Consider the following 17,367-nt stretch of genomic DNA (forward strand, 5'->3'; position numbering starts at 1 on the left):
TAAGCCAGGGTTGATGCATTTTCGAAACTGACGTACGTTTCCGTATCGCACCTGTTGATCAGACCCAATTCTACGGTGCCTAGCCCTGGGGGACCTCTGTGCATATTTCCCTGTCGTAACCGCCCACGCAACAAGCGCTTCCAGCGCTCGTCGGGTGGCGCGGATCCACGTCGGCATTGCCCTCGCGAGTGCAGCCGAGACGAGGTGAGACGCCCGCAAATGATCTTCCGGGCAACGGGATGGACTTGTCCGCGGGGTCTACGTATGTTCGTCGTCCCACGCCGGGCAGCGCCCCGGAAAGGGGCCGATGACCAGCGAAAAGGAGGCGGGACGGATGCCGACATACGACCCGTGATCTGACCCCGAAACTGAAACCGGCGCCGAGGAGCTACCAACTCCCAAGCGCCGGGCTGGCACCCCGAGGGGCGCCAATTACACACCACGCGGGCGGCAGGGCTTCTTGCACGAGACCGCCGCACCGCGCTCCTTCGAACAACGGAGTATCGCATGCTCGCCACGCCGAGCGGAAGCCCGGCCTGCGCGGACGACGGCCGTCCGCGCCGCCTCGCCGCACAGCTCGCCGACATGATCCCGGGGGCGGCCACGATCCGGGTCAGCCTCACAGACCCGACACAGACGTGGCCTCACCTGCACGCCGTCGTCAAGGACGAGGCCGGAAGGACCCTGGAGCTGGGCCGCCCGACCGCCAGGGTCGCGGCACGCTGGATCCTGCGGGTCTGGCCGGAGGTGGACTGGATGCGCCCGCACACCTTCTGCCTCGCCGACGCCACCCTGACCCGCAGCGACCTGGTCGCCGCTGAGCGGGGCCGCTGAGATGGCCCGGATCCGAACCGTCAAGCCGGAGGCGTTCACCTCCGAGTCGCTCGCCGAAGTGACCGTGGCGGCCGAGCGGACCTTCTTCGGCCTGCTCACCCAGGCCGACGACCATGGTCGTCACCGGGACAACGCCGCGATCATCGCGGGGCTCCTCTGGCCCCTGCGCGCCGAGCACACTTCGGTCCACGTCGAGGACGACCTCCATCAGCTCGCGAACGCCGGACTGATCTGCCGGTACACCGGATGCGACGGCCGCCGCTACCTCCACATCGTGACCTGGTCCGAGCACCAGAAGATCGACAAGCCGAGCCAGTCGCGCCTGCCCTCGTGCCCGCAGCACCAGGCTGCCGACCGGTGCGCACCGTGCAAGGGCTCCTGCACCCGGCGGACCGAGGGCTCGCACACGGCTCCCCGAGGACTCTCCGAGACCTCCGGTAGGTCTCCCCGAGCCCTCGATCTGCCTGCCGTACCCGCCTCGCCGACGCCGGACCACGCAGACGAGTCCGTCGCCGACCGGCAGGAGGCTGCCGACGGCGCGATCGGCACAGCAGGGCGAGCTGGTGCTAAAAGTGCAGGTCAGACGGGATTCTCCGAGGACTCCCCGAACCTTCCCCGAAGCCTCTCCGAAGGCTCGGCGCCTGGATCTAGGATCTTGGATCCTGGATCTCTTGTCCCTACGGGGCGCACAGCGCCCGCAGCCGGCGTCTCCGCCAAGGACCTCGTCGGGGAGTACGTCGCCGGGTGCGACCAGCGCCCTCCGAGCGACGTGATCGGGCACCTCGGCCGGATCATCAAGAAGCTCCTGGACGAGGGCATCGCTCCGGGGCACATCCGGGCCGGGCTGGCGAACTTCGCGGCCAACCCGAAGCACCCGAGCGTGCTGACCAGCATGGTCAACGAGGCGATGAACGCTCGCCCCGGCGGTTTGGCGCGGCCGGGAATCCGGCCTAACGTGCCCGCCCACCAGGCGTGGACCAACCCGGCCAACGCTTCTGCCGCCTACGCCGAGGAGCTGTGATGCACACCCGTCACCGCGAACCCCAGCTCCTCGGCAACGAAGGCACCCTGGAGCGCATGGCCCGGATCCTGGCCGCCCGCAACATCGACCCGGCCGACGCCGCCGCGCTCCCCGACGACCCCGAGCCGTACTCCCCGCTCGACGCCCTCCTGGCCGGGATGCCCCCGCGCTACCAGTCGGCCGTCGCCGACCACCCGATGGTCCTGGACTGGGTCCGGAAAGTCACCGAGGCCGCCGTCGCCCCCAGCCGGGGAGCCCGGCGGCAGGTCACCACCGGGCCCAGCTTGCTGATGGCCGGGGTCGTCGGCGCGGGCAAGACGCACCAGGCGTACGGCGCGATCCGAGCGCTGGTGCAGAGCGGGGTCGGCGTGCGCTGGCGGGCGACCACCGCTGCCGACCTGTACGCCGATCTCCGCCCCCGGCCCGGGGTCGACAGCGAGCGGGAGCTGGCGGCCGTCAGCCGGTGCCCGCTGCTGATCATCGATGACCTCGGCGCGGCCAAGGCGAGCGAGTGGGTCGAGGAGATCACGTACAGGCTGATCAACCGCCGGTACAACCTCATGCTCCCGACGTTGATCACCACCAACCTGGCGATCAAGGACCTCCGCTCCTACGTCGGGGATCGCGTCGCCAGCAGGCTCGCGCAGATGACCACCCGAGTCGAGTTCGAGGCCGTCGACCGCAGACGCCACAGCGCCGCCGCCTGACCCTCCACAGGCCACCCCGCCGGACCGCGCCCTCGCACCGCCGTCCCCCGGGCACCTACCGCCAGCGCACCTTTCCGCCGACGCCCCTGCGCGCGGAGAGCGATCGGAGCACCCCGCATGACCAGCACGACGAACAGCCCTGTCCACCACCGCCAGCTCGGCGACCAGACCTGGCAGGCCGACGCCGTCTGCCAGAGCACCGAGTACAACCCGGTGGACCCCGAAGTCTTCTTCCCCGAACCCGACGAGACCGCCAAGATCGCCACGGCCAAGGCCCTGTGCGGCCAGTGCCCGGTCCGCCGCACCTGCCTGGACGCCGCTCTCGAAGGGGGTGACACCGACGGGATCCGTGGCGGCCTGACGGAAGAGGAGCGCGGGCCGCTGCACGACAAGCTCGCCAGCCGTCTCGACTACAGCCGCGTCAATGCCACCATCGCCGGACGCGACGTGCACCTCACCCATACGGAGCGCCGCGCGGTCGAGTACGCGGCCTACCGCCACGGGGTGAGCGAGCAACGTCTGGCCTGGCTTCTGAAGGTCACCGAGGAGCACGCCAAGAAGCGGTACCGCGAGATCCGCCGGGCCGAGCGCAACCGAACCCTGAACCAGCCCACCACGAACACCACACCCCCCGAGACCAGCGGCGAGCGCCTGATCCGCGACGACTTCGGGACGGCGGCATGAACATCGCAAGCGCGTCGAAGACGGCGCACATATCCGGGTGGGACCGCGCGGCTGTCGTGGCGCTCGGGGGCGCGGGGTGCGCGCTGTCGTACGACGCCCTGCAGCAGATGGCCGTCGCCATCCACATCCGAGGCTTCCTTACCTACTTGTTCCCCTTGGTGATCGACGGGTTCATCGCGTACGGCATCCGAGCCCTCCTGGTCCTGCGCAACGCACCACTGCGCGCCCGGCTCTACGTCTGGACGCTCTTCGGCACGGCCACCGCCGCCAGCATCTGGGCCAACGCGCTCCACGCGGTGCGTATCAACCAGGACTCGGTCGCCGGCACCGGCCTCCGGCTCGGTGACGCGGTGGTCGCGGTGCTCTCGACCATCGCCCCGCTCGCACTGGCCGGAGCGGTCCACCTCTACATCCTCATTGCCCGGGGCCCGGTCGAGGACTCTGGCAGACAGAACCTCGGTCAGCCCGGTCACCTCGGTGAGACCGACCGGAGCGACGCCATCGAGGTCACCCGGACCGACCGAGCCGGTCAGCAGCGGTCAGCGGCCGGTCAGGTCACGTCCGGTCAGTCGGTCACCGCTCTGACCGACCGGCTGCCACTGTCCCCGACCGACGAGGACACCGCCGCCCGGTCAGTGACCGGAGACTCGACCCCGGCGACCAGCGGCCAGTCGGTCACCGACCACCACAACCGCAGCCATGGTGCCCCTGACCTGCCGGGACAGGCGGACAAGGGCCGGACGGTCACTGACCGCCCCGGCAGCGCGGCCCCGGTCGGTGGTGACCAGGACAGCCCGGCGGCGGTCAGTGCCGCGCCGGTCACCTCGCCTCCGGTCACTGACCGGGCCGCTCGGCCGACTGGTGACCGGCGTCCTGACCCGGACACCGAGGAGCTGCTGGCGATCGCCCGGTCGGCGGTCAGGGCCGAGGACAAACTGACCCGCAAGGTGGTCGCCCAGGCGATCCGAGGTCAGCAGATCCCGCTGTCCAGCGACACCCTGACCGCGCTGATGGCTCAGCTGCGCGAGCAGCACCGCCAGCCGGTCACTTCCTCCCGGCCCTGACCGAACCTCCACGGAGTGGGTGACCGAACCGGTCACCCCGGCCGGTCACCCACTCCGCATGTCACCGACACACCCCGCCACAGCAGAAGCGGAGAGCACCCGATGCGCACTCACCCGGCCACGCCCGCCGAAGTCGACTCCTGGCTGACCGTCCTGCACCAGCACGGACACCTCCACCGCGCCCAGTCCGGCCCCGACACCACCTGGATCGTGCAACGCGAGCAGCATGATCGGCCCTGGACCCTGCACCACCCCGTCCTGGCCATGGACTGGATCGAGGAACTCGTCCGCGAAATCCAGCAGCAGGACCCGGAGACGAGCCGGTGAACACCAACGACCCGGTGCCCACCTCCGCTGGACAGCAGCGTGACCCCACCACGGCTCCTGGCGGAGCAAGCTATCGCGTACGACGGTCCTACGGCCCGACGTACGCACTTGCCCCCGCCCAGGAGGGCGGGGGAAACCCGGCTGGTCCCCGAGCGAGGGCGCACGGGGACCAGCCGGGCAACCGGCACCAGGGGGCGCCGGTCACCGGGGGAGAAGCCGACCGCGACGACCACCGCGAGCAGCCGCGCCCGAGCACGCCCGCCTACCCCGACCGCAAGCCGCGCCGCCGCACCCGCAACCCCAGCGAGCGCACCCGCAAGACGACCACCCGCCTCTCCGACACCGAGAAGACCGAGATCGCCGAGGCCGCCACCAAGCGCGGCGTCACCATCGCCCGCTTCCTCGCCGTCTCCGGCCTGAGCGCCGCCCGCGGATGCGCCGCCGTGCACAGCAACGACCAGCTCGACACCGCCATCGACGAACTCGCCGCTCTGCGCACCGCGCTGGCCCGCATCGGCAACAACATCAACCAGATCGCCTACGTCCTCAACAGCGGTGGCCAGCCGCGCGCCGGTGAACTCGAACACGCGCTGGGCGCGCTGACCGGACTTCTCGCCCGCGTCGATGACGCGGCGAACGACCTGGTGACCCGGCGGCTGTGATGGTTCCCGACATCGGACGCGGCTCCCGGACCCACGGCCTGCTCGTCTACCTGTACGGCCCCGGGCGGCGCGAGGAGCACACCGACGCACACCTCGTCGGCTCCTGGGACGGCTTCGCCCCCGACCCCGGCCGCGACACCGGCCTCGACCCCGACCCGAAGGTCACCCTCGCCCGGCTCACCGCCGCCCTGGACCTGCGGGTCAAGCAGGCCGGCGACCGCGCGCCCGCCAAGCACGTCTGGCACTGCTCGGTCCGCACCGCCCCCGGGGACCGGCGGCTGGACGACGAGGAGTGGAACGCCGTCGCCCAGCGCATCGTCCACGCCACCGGCATCGCCCCGGATGGAGACCCCGACGGCTGCCGGTGGATCGCCGTCCGCCACGCGGAAGACCACATCCACATCGTCGCCACCCTCGTACGCGGCGACCTGCGCAACCCGCGCCTGAACTACGACTTCAACAAGGCCCAGGCCGAATGCCGCCACATCGAGCAGGAGATGGGCCTGCGGCGCCTGAACGCAGGCGACGGAACCGCAGCGAAGAACCCCAGCAGCGCCGAGAAGTTCAAGGCCGAGCGCACCGGCCGCCCGGAGACCTCGCGCGAGACGCTCCGCGAGGCCGTTCGTCGAGCCGTGGCGGGAGCGGATTCGGAAGAGGAGTTCTTCACGCGGCTCCGCGAAGCGGGGGTACGGGTGAAGCTGCGGCACGCACCGTCCGGTGACGCGCTCGGCTACAACGTGGCCCTGCCCGGCGACCGCAACCGCGACGGAGACCCGGTCTGGTACCCCGGCTCCAAACTGGCCCCCGACCTCTCCCTTCCGAAGATCCGCCTACGCCTCACCGACGGGGCCGCCGAGCCGAGCGCGCCCGCGGTCGGCGCTGACCGGACGAACTGGTCACCGCCCGCCCGTCAACGACGCAACGCCACCGTCATCGCAGAGCGCTCGGCCACGCTCCTGGAACGCGACGAGGACGGCGAGGCCGCCCCCCAGCTCGTCGGCGTCGGAGAACTCCTCGACGCAGTGGCCCAGACCTCACCGGCCACCACCCGCACCGAGCTGGCCGCCGCAGCTCGCGCCTTCGAACGGGCGACCCGCAGTCATGTCCGCGCCGAACGTGCCGACACCCGGGCCCTCCGCTCGGCCGCCCGAGGCATTGTCCAGGCCGGCGGAGCGCTCGGCCGAGGCGAGGACGGCGGCACCACCGCCATGCTCCTCTCCACCCTCGTCCTCGTCACCCTCGCCGCCGCCCGCTGGCACTCCGCCCGCGGACACGCCCAGCAGGCCCACGCCTCCCGACAAGCCGCCGCGCACCTGCGCACCGCCTACCGCCAGGCCGCCGCCACCCCGATGCGCATGCTGCACGACCAAGGCCGCGCCCTTCCTGACGCCCAGCGCCTCATGCACGAGGCCACCCTTCGCGCCGTCCTGCCCGAGAAGGTCGTACGGGCAGGAGGCACGCAAGCGAGGACCGACGCCTTGGTCGCCACCCTCGCCCAGGCCGAGCGGGCAGGCCATGACTCCGAAGCCCTCCTGCGCCAGGCCATCGACATGCGCGAACTCGACAGCGCCGACGACGTGAACGACGTCCTGGTCTGGCGCCTGCGGCGCATCGCCCAGCTCCCGGCACACCCGGGTGACAGTGCCCGTCGTCCGCAGGCCGCCACCCGCCAGGCCACCGCGCCGAGCAGCCGCACCAGTGAACGAAACGCGACGGCAGCCGTACCGCTCGGAACTGCTCAAGACCCCAATCGCCGATCGCCACGTCACTGACCACGTCAACCACAAGGTCCGAGCGGACGCCGCGAAATGTATGGACAGCCGGTTCCACCGGCTGTTGCGGATGAAGACAGGACCGACAACCGGGAGATGACGCTCGTGCTCAGAACCACCACCCGCACCACGGAGCCGGCAACCGTCCTGCCCGTCGTCCCCACTGGTACCGACCCCCTGCTGCAGCTCCAGGCCGAGACGCGGTCGGCCGACGGCCCCGGGGCAATCCGCTGCGTCGGCCACTCACGCGAACTCGCCCTCGGGGGCATCCCCGTGATGTGCTCCGCCTGCCGTGCCCGACGCGACTGGCTGCTCATCAACCACGGGCGCAACGTCTGGGTCCGCTGCCGGTGCGGCAACCAGTGGCTCGAGCCCGAGATCGGCCGCGCCGACTTCGATGCCCTGGTCGGCGGCCCGCACGGGACGACCTACCCGAGTGTCGAGGCGGGCTTGACCGCGCTCGGGTTCGACGGCGTATTCGCCGGCATCTACCTGGAGTAGGCGAGCACCAGACGGAACGCCGAAGGGCGCCACCGGCATGTCGGTGGCGCCCCTTGGCGTGCAGGTGAGGTTCAGCCGCGTGCGCTGTCCTTCGCCAGCCCACCCCGGAAGTCGCACCCCGGGCATTCGTCTTCACCCTGGACGTGTCCCTCGTACCAGCCGTGGACCGCCGCATGCAGGATGGCCTCCTCCACGGTGGCCTCGCCGCTACGGACTGACTCGATGGCTCCGCCGACGATCAACCCGAGTACGGCGTTGTCGGTCGAGGGGAACGGGGGCGAGGGCATCTGCGAGTCGGGTGTCATGCCCGCAGCCTACGGGCGAGCACCCGCTCGGTCAGTCGGTCGACGTGGTCTCCTGTCGGGGGGAGCTGTGCAGGTCGCTGCGAAATCCCCGGCCGACCGGCCTCCAGTTCTGGAACGTGGACGGCTTCCAGCGGGGACGGTCCGGAACGCTGTCGTCGTCGGGCGAGGGCAGGCTGCCCCGGCTCTTGCGGCTGCGGGTCGCGCCGACGCTGATACCCAGGTGGGCGGCGACCTCCGGGTATCCCCAGAGCCTCTGGTCGTCGGCCATAGTGTTCTCCTTCGTCAGGTCGAGCGTACGCAACGAACGGGTGGACGCACGACGAGGCCGCCCCTGCCTGAGCGGCATGAGGCGGCCTTCGGCGGTCCTCGGTCAGACTCCGGAGAGCCGGTTGGAGAGGTCGAGTGCGTCGGTCGCGAATGAGAGGGCGGCGCACAGGCCGGTCACCTCGTACAGGGTCGGACGGACCAGGCGCGGCCAGTCGTCCGGGGCGGCGGGCCAGGAACCTAGGAACACCTCGGCCGTGGTCAGCCCCAGGTACGCCGTGACGTCCCAGCCGCTGCGCGAGGCGGGCTCCCAGCGCAGCCGGATACGCCCGAGGGGCAGTTGTGGGGTTTCGTCAGCGAGCCAGGTGATGTCGAGGGGGCCGTCGGGTCGGGCGGAGATGCGCTGGAGAAGCGCGCTGTGCACGCCGAACGGCATGGGGCGCACGGCGACATCGTGCAGCGCGAGACGAGGCGCGGGTCGCGAGAGGGACGAGATAGAAGCCTCCGTGGTGGTAGGGAAGCGATCAAGCCCAGGTGAGGGCATCGCGCGCCCCTACCGGGAGGTAGTCCTCCTGGCCGTCATCGGCGATGTACGCCTTGCCGTCGCGGACGACGACCTCGGCCCCCACGAAGTGGGCGAAGGGGAAGTCCGGGTTGACGGCGAGACGGACCGGCAGGTTGGGGTCGAGTTCCAGGAGCTGGCTAAGCAGGTGGCCGACGGTCAGATACTGGGGCACGGAAACCTCCGAGAGCGGTATGGGCGGACGGGGCAGGACTGGCGGGGACATCGTCAGGGGGCGTCGAGGCGGAGCAGGTCGCGTGGGGCCTTCGGGCCCTTGGTGTGGTCTGCGAGATGCTGCCGACGGTGGAGCCACTAGGTCAGCCGGTAGCGAGGTGGGAGGGGAACCGCGCCTTCCTCCGAGACGACCAGGCCGTCGGCGTGCAGGCGCTGCAGCGAGCTGGCGACCCGTTCCTGGCTCAGCCCCGTGGCGGCGCTGATCTTGGAGAGGGGCGCGTCGGGGTTGCCGGACAGGTAGGCGACGACACGGGTGTCGCGGCGGCGGAGGTGGTCCTGGAAGATCCCGGCGGTGTACAGCAGCAGCACCCCGCAGCAGACCTGGGAGATGCCGCGCGAGGCCATGCCGGACCCCGTGATGGCGTCGTAGGCCGCGAACACGGCGGTGCCGGAGCCGACGACGTGGTTCGCGATTCTCACGAGGTCATCGGAGTAGATGGTCATTTCAATGCCTTTCGGTCAGGAAGAAGAGGAGCGGTCGGTCCGCCGGGACGGGCGCGGTGAACGGGGCGGGCCGTCGTCGGCCCGCCCCCGTAGTTCGGCGGTCAGCGCGAGGAGTGAGTGGCGAGGGCGGCGAGAAATCCGGCGACGGCCTCGGAGGGGGTATGGATGCCGAACTCCTGGACCCACACCTCGCCGTCGGCGGGCAGCACCTGGATGCGCCAGACGATTTCGCGCGCCCAGGCGGAGGGGTCTTCGGGGAGCCAGCCGACGTAGACGCCGCCGTCCGGGCTGGTCGCGTGGACGTTGGCCTCCGGGGTCTCGGCGATCGTCCAGCCGAGAGCGTCCAGGAGGTCGAGCACCGGAGTGGCGCAATGGTCGGAGGAGAGCCAGTGGCGGTCTTCCACGGCGGGGCGGACGACGGCGGGCAGGAGGGTGGCGGAGGTGTTCACGGTTGGACGATCCCTTCGTTGACCTGCGGTTTTTCCCAACACCCGTACGTTGGCATGCAGCATGCCGAAGTGCGTAGTCGTTTCCCTGGGGATGCCGTCTGCCGTGGGCGAACTGGAGACCACAGCCGAGCGGTCGGCTGGCCGGGAATGGATCTGCGACCGCGGTTGTCGTACCTGGGTTGCGGTGAGGGACCGCACGTCGGTGAAGGGGAGCAGGGGATGGCCGAGGCGAGCAGACACTGGGACGGCGCCGGACTGGAACGCAAGATCCGCGCCGCCGGACGGCCCTGGACCGTGGGCGACATCGCGATGGTCGCCGACGGCCAGTGGGGAGTCGGCGCACAGCCCGACCGGTGGCCGGACGAGGAGACGGTGGAGCGCCGGGTCGCCGAAGGCCGACGCGTGGAGCTGACGATGGAGGAGCTGGCCCGCGCGGTGGGCCCCCGGGCCGAAGAGGGCCCCCGCGACGAGAATCGGAGCTAAGCGCTCAACGTCGGGGCCCCGTTGTGGGCGCTGACGGCCCTACGACCGCCGCCGGAGAGGACGGCTCGGGCACGGCCCCCGGGGCGTGCCGCGTCTGCCCGGAGCGGGCGACAGCGGCCTGAGCCAGCCGAACCGCCGATGCCGCAACCTCGGGTGCGGCGGCCTCCCGAGCCTCCACCACGCGCCGGATCGCCTGGAGGTACGCACGGCTCTCCGCGTGGGCGACGCGGAGCTTGACCGCCGTTTCGGTGATCCGGTCGAGTTCGTAGAAGTCAGGCACGTACCCATGCCGGGACAGGGCGTGAAGACGGTCCTGGTGAACGGTTACCGCGCTGTCCGTGATGGCCAGGGCCGCGCGGGTGTGCATGGCGCAGCGCAGGAGCGGGTCCTCGCTGGGGCGGCGGACCCCTAGGACCTCAAGAGCTTCGATGGGCTGGCCCCAGGCGTTCTCGATCATGGCCGTGGCCTGGTCGAGCATGGTGGTGGTGGGCATGGTGGAACTCCTGTTGGGCGGGGACGGTCGCGAGTGGAGTGCGGCCTGGGGTGGGAGTCAGCGTCCGCGCCGGGGCGTTGGCGAGCTGGCCGGCAGCCGGTCAGAGGTCGCGGGAGCGGGGTGTCCCGTCCGTTTCTGCGCCGCCCCCGTGGAGCGGCTCTGCGCGGCCATCCCCCGAAGGTCGGCTGCTGTTTGTGGCCCCCGCGCGGCACGGTGTACGGCCTGGGTGACCGCGGTGCGGCGTACGTCCAGCGGAGTCGGAGCGCGCGGGACCTGAGCCTCGGCGATCGGCGTGGCCGAAGCGACAACAGGGGTCATGGTGACCAAGTGCTGCATCCGCCGGTCGACTTGGTGGCGCTCGCGGACCACCGGGGTCGACTTCGCCGTCACAGCGGCGGTTGCGGCGATCAAGTGGGAAGGGGTGCGGGCCGTGAACGTAGCTTCGGCACGAGTGCCCCAGCCCGGCGGGCCAGCCCACAGCTCAACGGTCGTGCGGTCGGAGCCGTAGCCGCGCCGATCGATGAGGATGCCCGCTTGGTCGTCAGGAGCGATGATCTCGACGGTGCCGAGTTCAGCACCTCCGTCAAGGTTCCAGCCGGCATCGGTCAAAGGCCGGACGGTGTCCCTCCAGGGGACGGTTGGCCCTGTCAAGAAGCGGCCGGGGGTGTCGGAGGCGATGGCTTCGTCGTAGTCCTGGACCAGTGCGGCGGTGAGGCCGGCGACCATCTCGGCCGGGGTGACGTGGTTGAACGTCGCCGTCCAGCGAGGCGCCGAGAAGGCGTCCTCGGCTGCGCTGATCTTCCACAGTTCGAAGTCGTCGCCGAACCAGCCGATCCGAATCCGTTGGTCGGGAGAGGTCACGAGGAGCTGGCAGGGGCCCTCATCGAGGTACTGATGGGGCCAGTGGGCGACGGGCGCGAAGCCAGCCTCGCCGGTCCCGTTGGAACCAGCCAGATACATGGGGCTGACCAGTACCTCTTGGTACCGGGTCGGGTCATCAGGGGCGTACATGGTCGAGTCTCCGGAAGCGAAGGAGGAGAACGGATCCGCGTATGCAGCGGCGGGAGCCGCCGGAGCGCACGCGGATGCCGTAGTGGCGGCGAGTGGCCTCTAGTTCTCACCCCCGTCACCGGCCCCGGCCCGGTGCCGACTGAGCGGTCACGGCCGCCGGCACCCGCGGTTCCGGCTGAGGCGCGTGGCTGAACATGACGTTCGACGCGGCGGCGCTCCGTCGTAGGGCCGCCGCGGTCCGGGCGCTGTCGGCTCCCGCCCCCAGCGGAATGCCGACGTGGGTGCGCGTGGCTGCCGCTGTCGGACGCGGTGCTGCTGTTCCACCTCGCAGCGCGAAGGGCTGGCTCCAGTGCTCGACACTCGCGTAGACGGCCCCCAACGCCTGGCCGGCATCGGTGAGTACGTAAGGGTCTCCGTGCCGGGAGCCCGTCCGCGTGACCAGGCCATCGGCCTGAAGCCGGACAAGTCGCTGCCGTGCGAGGCCGTAGTCCAGACCGGCCGCCTCGGCGATGTGAACGAACCGCATCTGGCAGTCAGCCGAGTCGAGGGCCTGAATCACGGCAGTTGAGTGCCGAAGATGCAGGCGGCGCAGCGCGTCCTCGACACGCTCGGCTTCGGCCATCGGTTCCTGTGTCAGGTGGGTGCTGGACCAGTCCGACACTGTGCGGAGGACGGGGGCCAGAGACGTGCCGAGCGCGCTGAGCCGGTACGGCGCGCCCCGCCGGTCGTCATCGCGGATCACCAATCCGTCAGCGTGCATCGTGGCCAGCCGTTTGCCGACGAACTGCTCACTGACGAAGGGGAGCTGCGCAGCAACGTCGCGAACGCGCACGGGGCCCTTCACCTGGGCCAGGGTCATCGCGGTCCAGGTGGTCCATTTGGGCCCGATCCGGGCGAGAGCCTCCTCGACGCGCTGGGCGTCGATGGAAGCGATGGAGAAGGTGGGAGGCAGGCCGGGGGTAGCCATGGTGGGGTCCTTATCGGGCTGAGGTCAGCGTGAGCGGGGGGTCGCGAGGGAGGTCCTGGCGACGGGCACGGCGGCCGAGTCGGAGAGCGCGCCTGACGTGGTCCGCGTAGTGGTGCGGCCGAGGGCGGCGGACACCCGGGAGGTCGTCGCGCGACCATCACGCAGGGCGGCTTCCCCCTGCGCAGTGAGCGAGAGGAGCTGGCCGGGCCGGTACACGTTCTCGGTGGTGTCCTGATGCAGTAGCCCGTTGGCGACCAGCCGCTGCACGGTCTGCGGGAAGACCGCCGGGTCCTGCCACTGGGCCTTCTCCCGCGAGATGTACGGGTCCTCGCCGATCGCGTTGCGGCGAAAGCGAACGCCTCCGGCCGCAACCGCTTCGAGGGCTACCAGCCCGCGCTCCCCGGCGACGGCCCAGTCGTCGTCCCGGTGGGGCCTCGTCTTCTGGCCCTGCCCGTGGCTCTTGTTGCTCGCGTGTTGAGCAGGCTCGGGCGAGGAAAGAAGCCGGCGGTAGGCGGACAGGGACTCGACGAGCTGGCTGTATGCCCGGTCCTGCTGGGCCAGGCCGTCTCCGAGGTCCGGGAGAGCTGTGTGCAGCAGCGCGTACGAGACCTGGGCTCGGCCGACTTCACCCCGACCAGTGCCTTCGAGCAGCCGCTGAGCGCGCTGGACCGCGTTGAGTACGCTCTCGTGTCGCTCGTCCAGCGCCGCTGCGGCTTCGATGACGCGTGTAGCGGCCTGGTGCAGCGGCTCCTCCGGACCATGTGCGAGGGCGGGCACGCTGACGTCCCCGACACCGAGCACTTCGACGACGAGATAGGGGCCAGGGTGTGTGTCTGCGTCGTACGGGTTCACACCGTCGCCTCCATCCGGGCGAGCAGGGAGCGGACCAGAGCGGGCAGGCTCCCGGGATCGTCACCGAGCCGGGGGCGGTCGCTCGCTTCGCGGAGCAGATCGGCGTCATCGAGCAGGCCGCTGGAGATCTCCATGCAGGCGTCGGTGATCCGGGCGGCGGCGAGCAGTGACTGGGAGAGAACCTCGACGTAGTCGTCCGGCGCGAGGCCGGCGGCCTCGGCTGCGTTGCGGACCGCCTCCAACTCAAGTGCGTTGAAGGCGAAGTCGTACTCGTCGTCCCGCTCAGTACCACCGGACGCGGCGACGATCGGGGCGCGTGGCTCCGTGGGTATGCCCACGCGGGTGCAGATCTCGTCGACCGAGGAGGTCAGCTCGGCGAACGACTCGGTGAGCCACCCCAGCGCGGAGGCGTAGGAGGCCAGGGCGAACAGGCCCGCCGAACCAGCAGGGAGTGGCTCGGTGGCCACGAAGCCCTCGAACCGGTCGTTCAGCTCGGTGATCACGCGGGGCCCAGCGGCCAGCGGACCCAAGACGGGATGCAGGTAGGAGCGGGCGGCGGCCGTCGGGTACTCGGCGGCAGGGATGCCGCCGACGTTCTGAGCGGCCTCGGTGAGGAGATCCGCAAGCTCTGAACGGGTGAGCGCAGTACGGGCGTTGGTCATCGCTGGGTGGCCTTTCGAGAAGCAGTGGCCGAGGGCGGCGCTGGTGACGGGGCAGCCGCGCGGCTCGTTGTCGGCCGTTCGGTGGTGAGCGTCGAGCGAGACCGGGCGGCCTGCACGCGGGCCTCCGTGGCGGAGTCCGGGCCGAGCCCTTGCTGGGGCTCGGTCCGCAGGTGGGCCGCGCGGTAGACCGCGTAGTCCTTCCGGCTGCCAGCCGCCACGAGGTAGATCTCGCGCTTGTGGGTCGAGGTCGGTGGCGCTTGGCGGAACTGGATGACCAGCCGGTATGAGACCGCCGGGTCGACGTACACCTTGTGGAAGCCGGCGAGACGGCCCTTCAACGGCAAGCAGTCGTCGCTTCCGTGGACCAGGTTCTGCAGCTCCAGCAAGGCCAAATCGCGCATCTCAGAGGGGAGTTCCCGCAGGTCGGCGATGGCGTCGGGGTGCGCGGCGAAGGCGAAGCGGGCGCGGCTCACAGCGGCCTCCCCTGGACCGCGCGCTGGACCGGTACCGCCGCTGACGCGCGGGGCGCGTCGCGCCCGGTCTGCGGTGTCGGAGAGGTTCCGGCGGACCGGGAAAGGGCGATGCGGGCGATGCGGGCCCGGACGACAGCACCGTTGTGGTCGCTGTACTCCGGAGGCTCGGGCAGCGGTTCACTGCGTTCGTCCAGCCAGGTCTGGGCGACGCCGACGTCGGGGAAGGCCCCTTCGCGCATCGTGTACGTGCCGGCATTGTGGTTCCACTCCTCGTAGAAGAGGCGAACCGGTGCCTGGGTGGCCTGGGAGTCGTTGACGAGTGTCCACGCCTCGCTGGGGTTGTCGTCAGAGGTGTAGGTGTCGAGGACCTCGTAGCGGGTGCCCGACTTCTGGATCTGCTGTTCCACCTGGAGGGTGAGGTCGTCGGCGGGCTTGATGTAGTCGCCACCGTGCAGTGCGATCCGTTCGAGCGGGCAGCCGCGTTCTGCCAGCCAGTTCTGTGCGAAGGACGCCGTGGCGTGGTGACTCGTCTCGAACGTGAACGTGGACTGCCGCAGATCCCGAGCGACGGCGATCGCAACGAGCTGTGGCTCGCCGGGTATCCCCCAGGTGACCGATCGGTCGTGGGCGAGGACGAAGTTGTGCGAACCGTTGGGCGTGGTGTGGTGCTGGGACAGCACCGTCAGGTCGCCAGCCCAGAGAGCCTCCATTGCTTCCTCGGAGTCGTCGTTGACCGGCGAGAGATCGTCGAGGCCGAAGTCGAGAATGTCGTTCACGCCGCCACCCCCGCCTGCTCGGGCGCCGGGGTGGCCAGCACCCGGTGATTGGGGCGAGTTGCGCTGGTCGTGCAGGCCGCGAACGGTCCGTCGGGCGCACGCAGGTGCGCCAGGGTCTGGTCCAGGTGGTCGCGGTGCCAGGTCGAGGGGCCGGACAGGCCGGCCTCCGTGTCGGTGAACTGCTGCCAGGCGAGCCAGAGTGCGTGGAGCCGGGCGACGGCCTCGGGGTGTTCGTGCCAGTGCGCGCACCAGGGACGGCTCGTGCTGATCTCCCGGCCGTACATCGGCAGGAAGAGGTAGTTCACCCAGTCGCTGAGAGCAGCGAGTTCGACGGCATACTCCTTGCCGCCCAGGGCGAGGATGAACACCGAGGCGGGGCCGTCGGGCTTCTTCCCGTCAGCCGCCTCGGCTTCCGGAGCGCCGTCCGGCGGCTGGATGGCGCCGGGGTCGGGCTCGGAGCCGAGGCGGTCGAGGATGATGCCGTGCTGCCTGACCTCGGCCATGGTCTTGGCGAGGGTGCTGGCGAGGTCGTCGAGGTCTGCGTCGGGGACGCGGTACGGCTCGGGGCCGGGGGAGGTCGGGCTGGTGTCGGCCATGGGGGTGTGCTCCATCTGTGAGACGGCGACATGCCCGAGAGGATCCGGAGAATCAGCGGTTTGGTGCGGCCGGAAAATCGCGGTAGTGGAGCGCTATCGGTCGGCGCAGCGGGGACAGCGGGGGAAGGGTGGCGCCAGCAACTGCAAGGCATGCGACGCCTGTTGTGGGACGACACCGTTGCCGAGCGCGGTGAGTTGCGCTGGACGGCCGAGCCCCGGAGTCGCGGTGACCCAGCCGGCGTCGAGGCCCTGCATCCACTCCACGAAGTCCGCGCGGAGCCGACCGGCCGCGTCCGTGGGAGCCGGGGCCGGGCGGGTGAGGCTCTCCCATCGGGTGATGGCGGATCCGTACGCTCCCCATCGCCGGTCCGCGCCTCCGCCTCCGGCGTCTCCTGCGTCCAGAGGGGCAGGACCACCGCCGACAAGGGAGGCCGCCATCCCTTCCCGGGGCGGCGGCCCGGGGTGCCCGTGTCGCTGGCCCTCGGCGTCGGCAACAACGACGCAGCCGCGCTGGGCAGGGTCATGTCGCCATTGCCGTGCCGCTGGTTCGGTGAGCCCTTGATTCCGTCCGACGCCTTCGGGGTCGGCAGCAGCAGCCACTCGACTTCGTCGGCCAGGTTCGGACCGTGGCCCCCGCTCTTCCGCTTCGATGGATGCTGGCTGCCGCCGTTCTTGCCGATGTTGCTGGTCGGCGTCTTCAGCAGGGTGCCCGGCGGGCCATGCGGCGAGGAAGGTCCGCTCGCGGCGGTGTGGGGCCCCGACGTCGGAGGCGCGAAGCACGAGCCACTTCGCGTCGTACCCGATGTCGGCCAGGGATCCGAGTACGGCACCGAGTGCCCGCAGAGCAGGCTGACCTGCGGTGTCTCCCAGACACCACGGGCAGGGTTCCACGTCGCCAGGGGAACCGGCGGGGGAGGTGAGGAGGCCGCGCACATTCTCGATCACAACCAGGCAGGGTCGGAGGGCTGCGACCGCACGGGCGACGTGCAGCCAGAGCCCGGAGCGGGTCTGGGCGTTGAGTCCGGCCCGGCGGCCGGCGACCGAGACGTCTTTGACAGGGGAAGCCGGCCGTCAGGACGCACACCCGGGGGACGGTGGACCAGTCGACGGCGGTGATATCGCCCAGGTTCGGGACGCCGGGCCAGTGGCGGGCCAGGATGCGTGAGGCGTTCGGGTCTACCTCGGCGTGCCAGGCGAGCGTGCCGCCGAGCGCGGACTGCACGC

At 70.8% G+C, this 17,367-nt stretch carries 25 protein-coding genes and 1 pseudogene; 10 read left to right on the forward strand and 16 right to left on the reverse strand.

What is annotated here, in order from left to right; genetic code table 11:
- Window positions 1-507: 507 nt before the first annotated feature.
- The 9 genes from CIB93_RS05650 to CIB93_RS05690 all read left to right on the forward strand — a co-directional run bounded on the left by CIB93_RS05650 (window position 508) and on the right by CIB93_RS05690 (window position 7,572).
- Window positions 508-834 (forward strand): transcriptional regulator, encoded by a 327-nt coding sequence (locus CIB93_RS05650; RefSeq protein ID WP_096624711.1) that lies wholly within the window; start codon window positions 508-510, stop codon window positions 832-834.
- A 1-nt stretch (window position 835) separates the two neighbouring features.
- Window positions 836-1,855 carry a hypothetical protein gene (locus tag CIB93_RS05655; RefSeq protein ID WP_096624713.1) on the forward strand — a complete coding sequence of 340 codons (1,020 nt, stop codon included), beginning with the start codon at window positions 836-838 and terminating at the stop codon, window positions 1,853-1,855.
- Complete coding sequence (locus CIB93_RS05660; protein WP_096624715.1) at window positions 1,855-2,562, forward strand: ATP-binding protein; 708 nt, start codon at window positions 1,855-1,857, stop codon at window positions 2,560-2,562. Before CIB93_RS05655 ends, CIB93_RS05660 begins: the two co-directional genes overlap by 1 nt.
- Before the next feature lie 117 nt (window positions 2,563-2,679).
- Window positions 2,680-3,246, forward strand: coding sequence for a WhiB family transcriptional regulator (locus tag CIB93_RS05665; RefSeq protein ID WP_096624717.1), 567 nt, complete (start codon window positions 2,680-2,682; stop codon window positions 3,244-3,246).
- On the forward strand, window positions 3,243-4,310 hold the full coding sequence (locus CIB93_RS05670; protein ID WP_096624719.1) for a DUF2637 domain-containing protein: 1,068 nt from the start codon (window positions 3,243-3,245) through the stop codon (window positions 4,308-4,310). The genes CIB93_RS05665 and CIB93_RS05670 overlap by 4 nt, the downstream gene beginning before the upstream one ends.
- Window positions 4,311-4,412: 102 nt before the next feature.
- Window positions 4,413-4,637, forward strand: a complete 225-nt coding sequence (locus tag CIB93_RS05675) for a hypothetical protein (protein ID WP_003972986.1) — start codon at window positions 4,413-4,415, stop codon at window positions 4,635-4,637.
- Window positions 4,634-5,299 (forward strand): MobC family plasmid mobilization relaxosome protein, encoded by a 666-nt coding sequence (locus CIB93_RS05680; protein ID WP_096624721.1) that lies wholly within the window; start codon window positions 4,634-4,636, stop codon window positions 5,297-5,299. The genes CIB93_RS05675 and CIB93_RS05680 overlap by 4 nt, the downstream gene beginning before the upstream one ends.
- Complete coding sequence (locus CIB93_RS05685) at window positions 5,299-7,071, forward strand: relaxase/mobilization nuclease domain-containing protein (RefSeq protein ID WP_096624723.1); 1,773 nt, start codon at window positions 5,299-5,301, stop codon at window positions 7,069-7,071. Before CIB93_RS05680 ends, CIB93_RS05685 begins: the two co-directional genes overlap by 1 nt.
- A 96-nt stretch (window positions 7,072-7,167) precedes the next feature.
- A complete protein-coding gene (locus CIB93_RS05690) occupies window positions 7,168-7,572 on the forward strand; it encodes a hypothetical protein (RefSeq protein WP_096624725.1) in 405 nt (134 codons plus the stop codon).
- A gap of 71 nt (window positions 7,573-7,643) precedes the next feature.
- Here the strand turns inward: CIB93_RS05690 and CIB93_RS05695 are convergent, their stop codons facing one another.
- The 6 genes from CIB93_RS05695 to CIB93_RS05720 form a co-directional block, all read right to left on the reverse strand.
- Entirely contained in the window at window positions 7,644-7,877 is a 234-nt protein-coding gene (locus CIB93_RS05695; RefSeq protein ID WP_056704973.1) for a hypothetical protein, read from the reverse strand.
- Between the two features lie 31 nt (window positions 7,878-7,908).
- On the reverse strand, window positions 7,909-8,145 hold the full coding sequence (locus tag CIB93_RS05700; RefSeq protein ID WP_056704972.1) for a hypothetical protein: 237 nt from the start codon (window positions 8,143-8,145) through the stop codon (window positions 7,909-7,911).
- Window positions 8,146-8,247: 102 nt separating this feature from the next.
- Window positions 8,248-8,577 (reverse strand): esterase, encoded by a 330-nt coding sequence (locus tag CIB93_RS05705; RefSeq protein ID WP_179499995.1) that lies wholly within the window; start codon window positions 8,575-8,577, stop codon window positions 8,248-8,250.
- A gap of 88 nt (window positions 8,578-8,665) precedes the next feature.
- Complete coding sequence (locus tag CIB93_RS05710; protein ID WP_096624727.1) at window positions 8,666-8,878, reverse strand: hypothetical protein; 213 nt, start codon at window positions 8,876-8,878, stop codon at window positions 8,666-8,668.
- 137 nt (window positions 8,879-9,015) lie between these two features.
- On the reverse strand, window positions 9,016-9,357 hold the full coding sequence (locus CIB93_RS05715; RefSeq protein WP_257002041.1) for a winged helix-turn-helix domain-containing protein: 342 nt from the start codon (window positions 9,355-9,357) through the stop codon (window positions 9,016-9,018).
- Window positions 9,358-9,482: 125 nt separating this feature from the next.
- On the reverse strand, window positions 9,483-9,830 hold the full coding sequence (locus tag CIB93_RS05720) for a DUF317 domain-containing protein (RefSeq protein ID WP_096624731.1): 348 nt from the start codon (window positions 9,828-9,830) through the stop codon (window positions 9,483-9,485).
- A 219-nt stretch (window positions 9,831-10,049) separates the two neighbouring features.
- Here CIB93_RS05720 and CIB93_RS05725 point away from each other — a divergent pair, with 219 nt between their 5' ends.
- On the forward strand, window positions 10,050-10,313 hold the full coding sequence (locus CIB93_RS05725; RefSeq protein ID WP_096624733.1) for a hypothetical protein: 264 nt from the start codon (window positions 10,050-10,052) through the stop codon (window positions 10,311-10,313).
- Between the two features lie 4 nt (window positions 10,314-10,317).
- On the opposite strand, the gene CIB93_RS05730 is transcribed toward CIB93_RS05725, so the two are convergent.
- From CIB93_RS05730 to CIB93_RS38665, 10 genes and pseudogenes are all read right to left on the reverse strand, one after another.
- Window positions 10,318-10,806: a hypothetical protein gene (locus tag CIB93_RS05730; protein WP_096624735.1), complete on the reverse strand. Its 489-nt coding sequence runs from the start codon at window positions 10,804-10,806 to the stop codon at window positions 10,318-10,320.
- Window positions 10,807-10,863: 57 nt separating this feature from the next.
- Entirely contained in the window at window positions 10,864-11,817 is a 954-nt protein-coding gene (locus CIB93_RS05735) for a DUF317 domain-containing protein (RefSeq protein ID WP_096624737.1), read from the reverse strand.
- Between the two features lie 115 nt (window positions 11,818-11,932).
- Complete coding sequence (locus CIB93_RS05740) at window positions 11,933-12,784, reverse strand: winged helix-turn-helix transcriptional regulator (RefSeq protein ID WP_096624739.1); 852 nt, start codon at window positions 12,782-12,784, stop codon at window positions 11,933-11,935.
- A gap of 24 nt (window positions 12,785-12,808) precedes the next feature.
- Entirely contained in the window at window positions 12,809-13,636 is an 828-nt protein-coding gene (locus CIB93_RS05745) for a large ATP-binding protein (protein WP_179499987.1), read from the reverse strand.
- Window positions 13,633-14,298 (reverse strand): hypothetical protein, encoded by a 666-nt coding sequence (locus tag CIB93_RS05750; RefSeq protein ID WP_096624741.1) that lies wholly within the window; start codon window positions 14,296-14,298, stop codon window positions 13,633-13,635. The genes CIB93_RS05745 and CIB93_RS05750 overlap by 4 nt, the downstream gene beginning before the upstream one ends.
- A complete protein-coding gene (locus CIB93_RS05755; RefSeq protein ID WP_096624743.1) occupies window positions 14,295-14,771 on the reverse strand; it encodes a hypothetical protein in 477 nt (158 codons plus the stop codon). The genes CIB93_RS05750 and CIB93_RS05755 overlap by 4 nt, the downstream gene beginning before the upstream one ends.
- Window positions 14,768-15,547 carry a glycosyl hydrolase gene (locus CIB93_RS05760; RefSeq protein WP_096624745.1) on the reverse strand — a complete coding sequence of 260 codons (780 nt, stop codon included), beginning with the start codon at window positions 15,545-15,547 and terminating at the stop codon, window positions 14,768-14,770. Before CIB93_RS05760 ends, CIB93_RS05755 begins: the two co-directional genes overlap by 4 nt.
- Window positions 15,544-16,143 (reverse strand): DUF4913 domain-containing protein, encoded by a 600-nt coding sequence (locus CIB93_RS05765; protein WP_096624747.1) that lies wholly within the window; start codon window positions 16,141-16,143, stop codon window positions 15,544-15,546. The genes CIB93_RS05760 and CIB93_RS05765 overlap by 4 nt, the downstream gene beginning before the upstream one ends.
- 93 nt (window positions 16,144-16,236) lie before the next feature.
- Entirely contained in the window at window positions 16,237-17,133 is an 897-nt protein-coding gene (locus CIB93_RS05770) for a DNA cytosine methyltransferase (protein WP_373558715.1), read from the reverse strand.
- Window positions 17,134-17,254: 121 nt separating this feature from the next.
- Window positions 17,255-17,365 (reverse strand): annotated as a pseudogene (locus CIB93_RS38665) (DNA methyltransferase); the annotation flags it as partial.
- Window positions 17,366-17,367 lie beyond the last annotated feature (2 nt).

Origin of the sequence: Streptomyces sp. WZ.A104 (assembly GCF_002382885.1) — a bacterium.
Classification (GTDB): domain Bacteria; phylum Actinomycetota; class Actinomycetes; order Streptomycetales; family Streptomycetaceae; genus Streptomyces.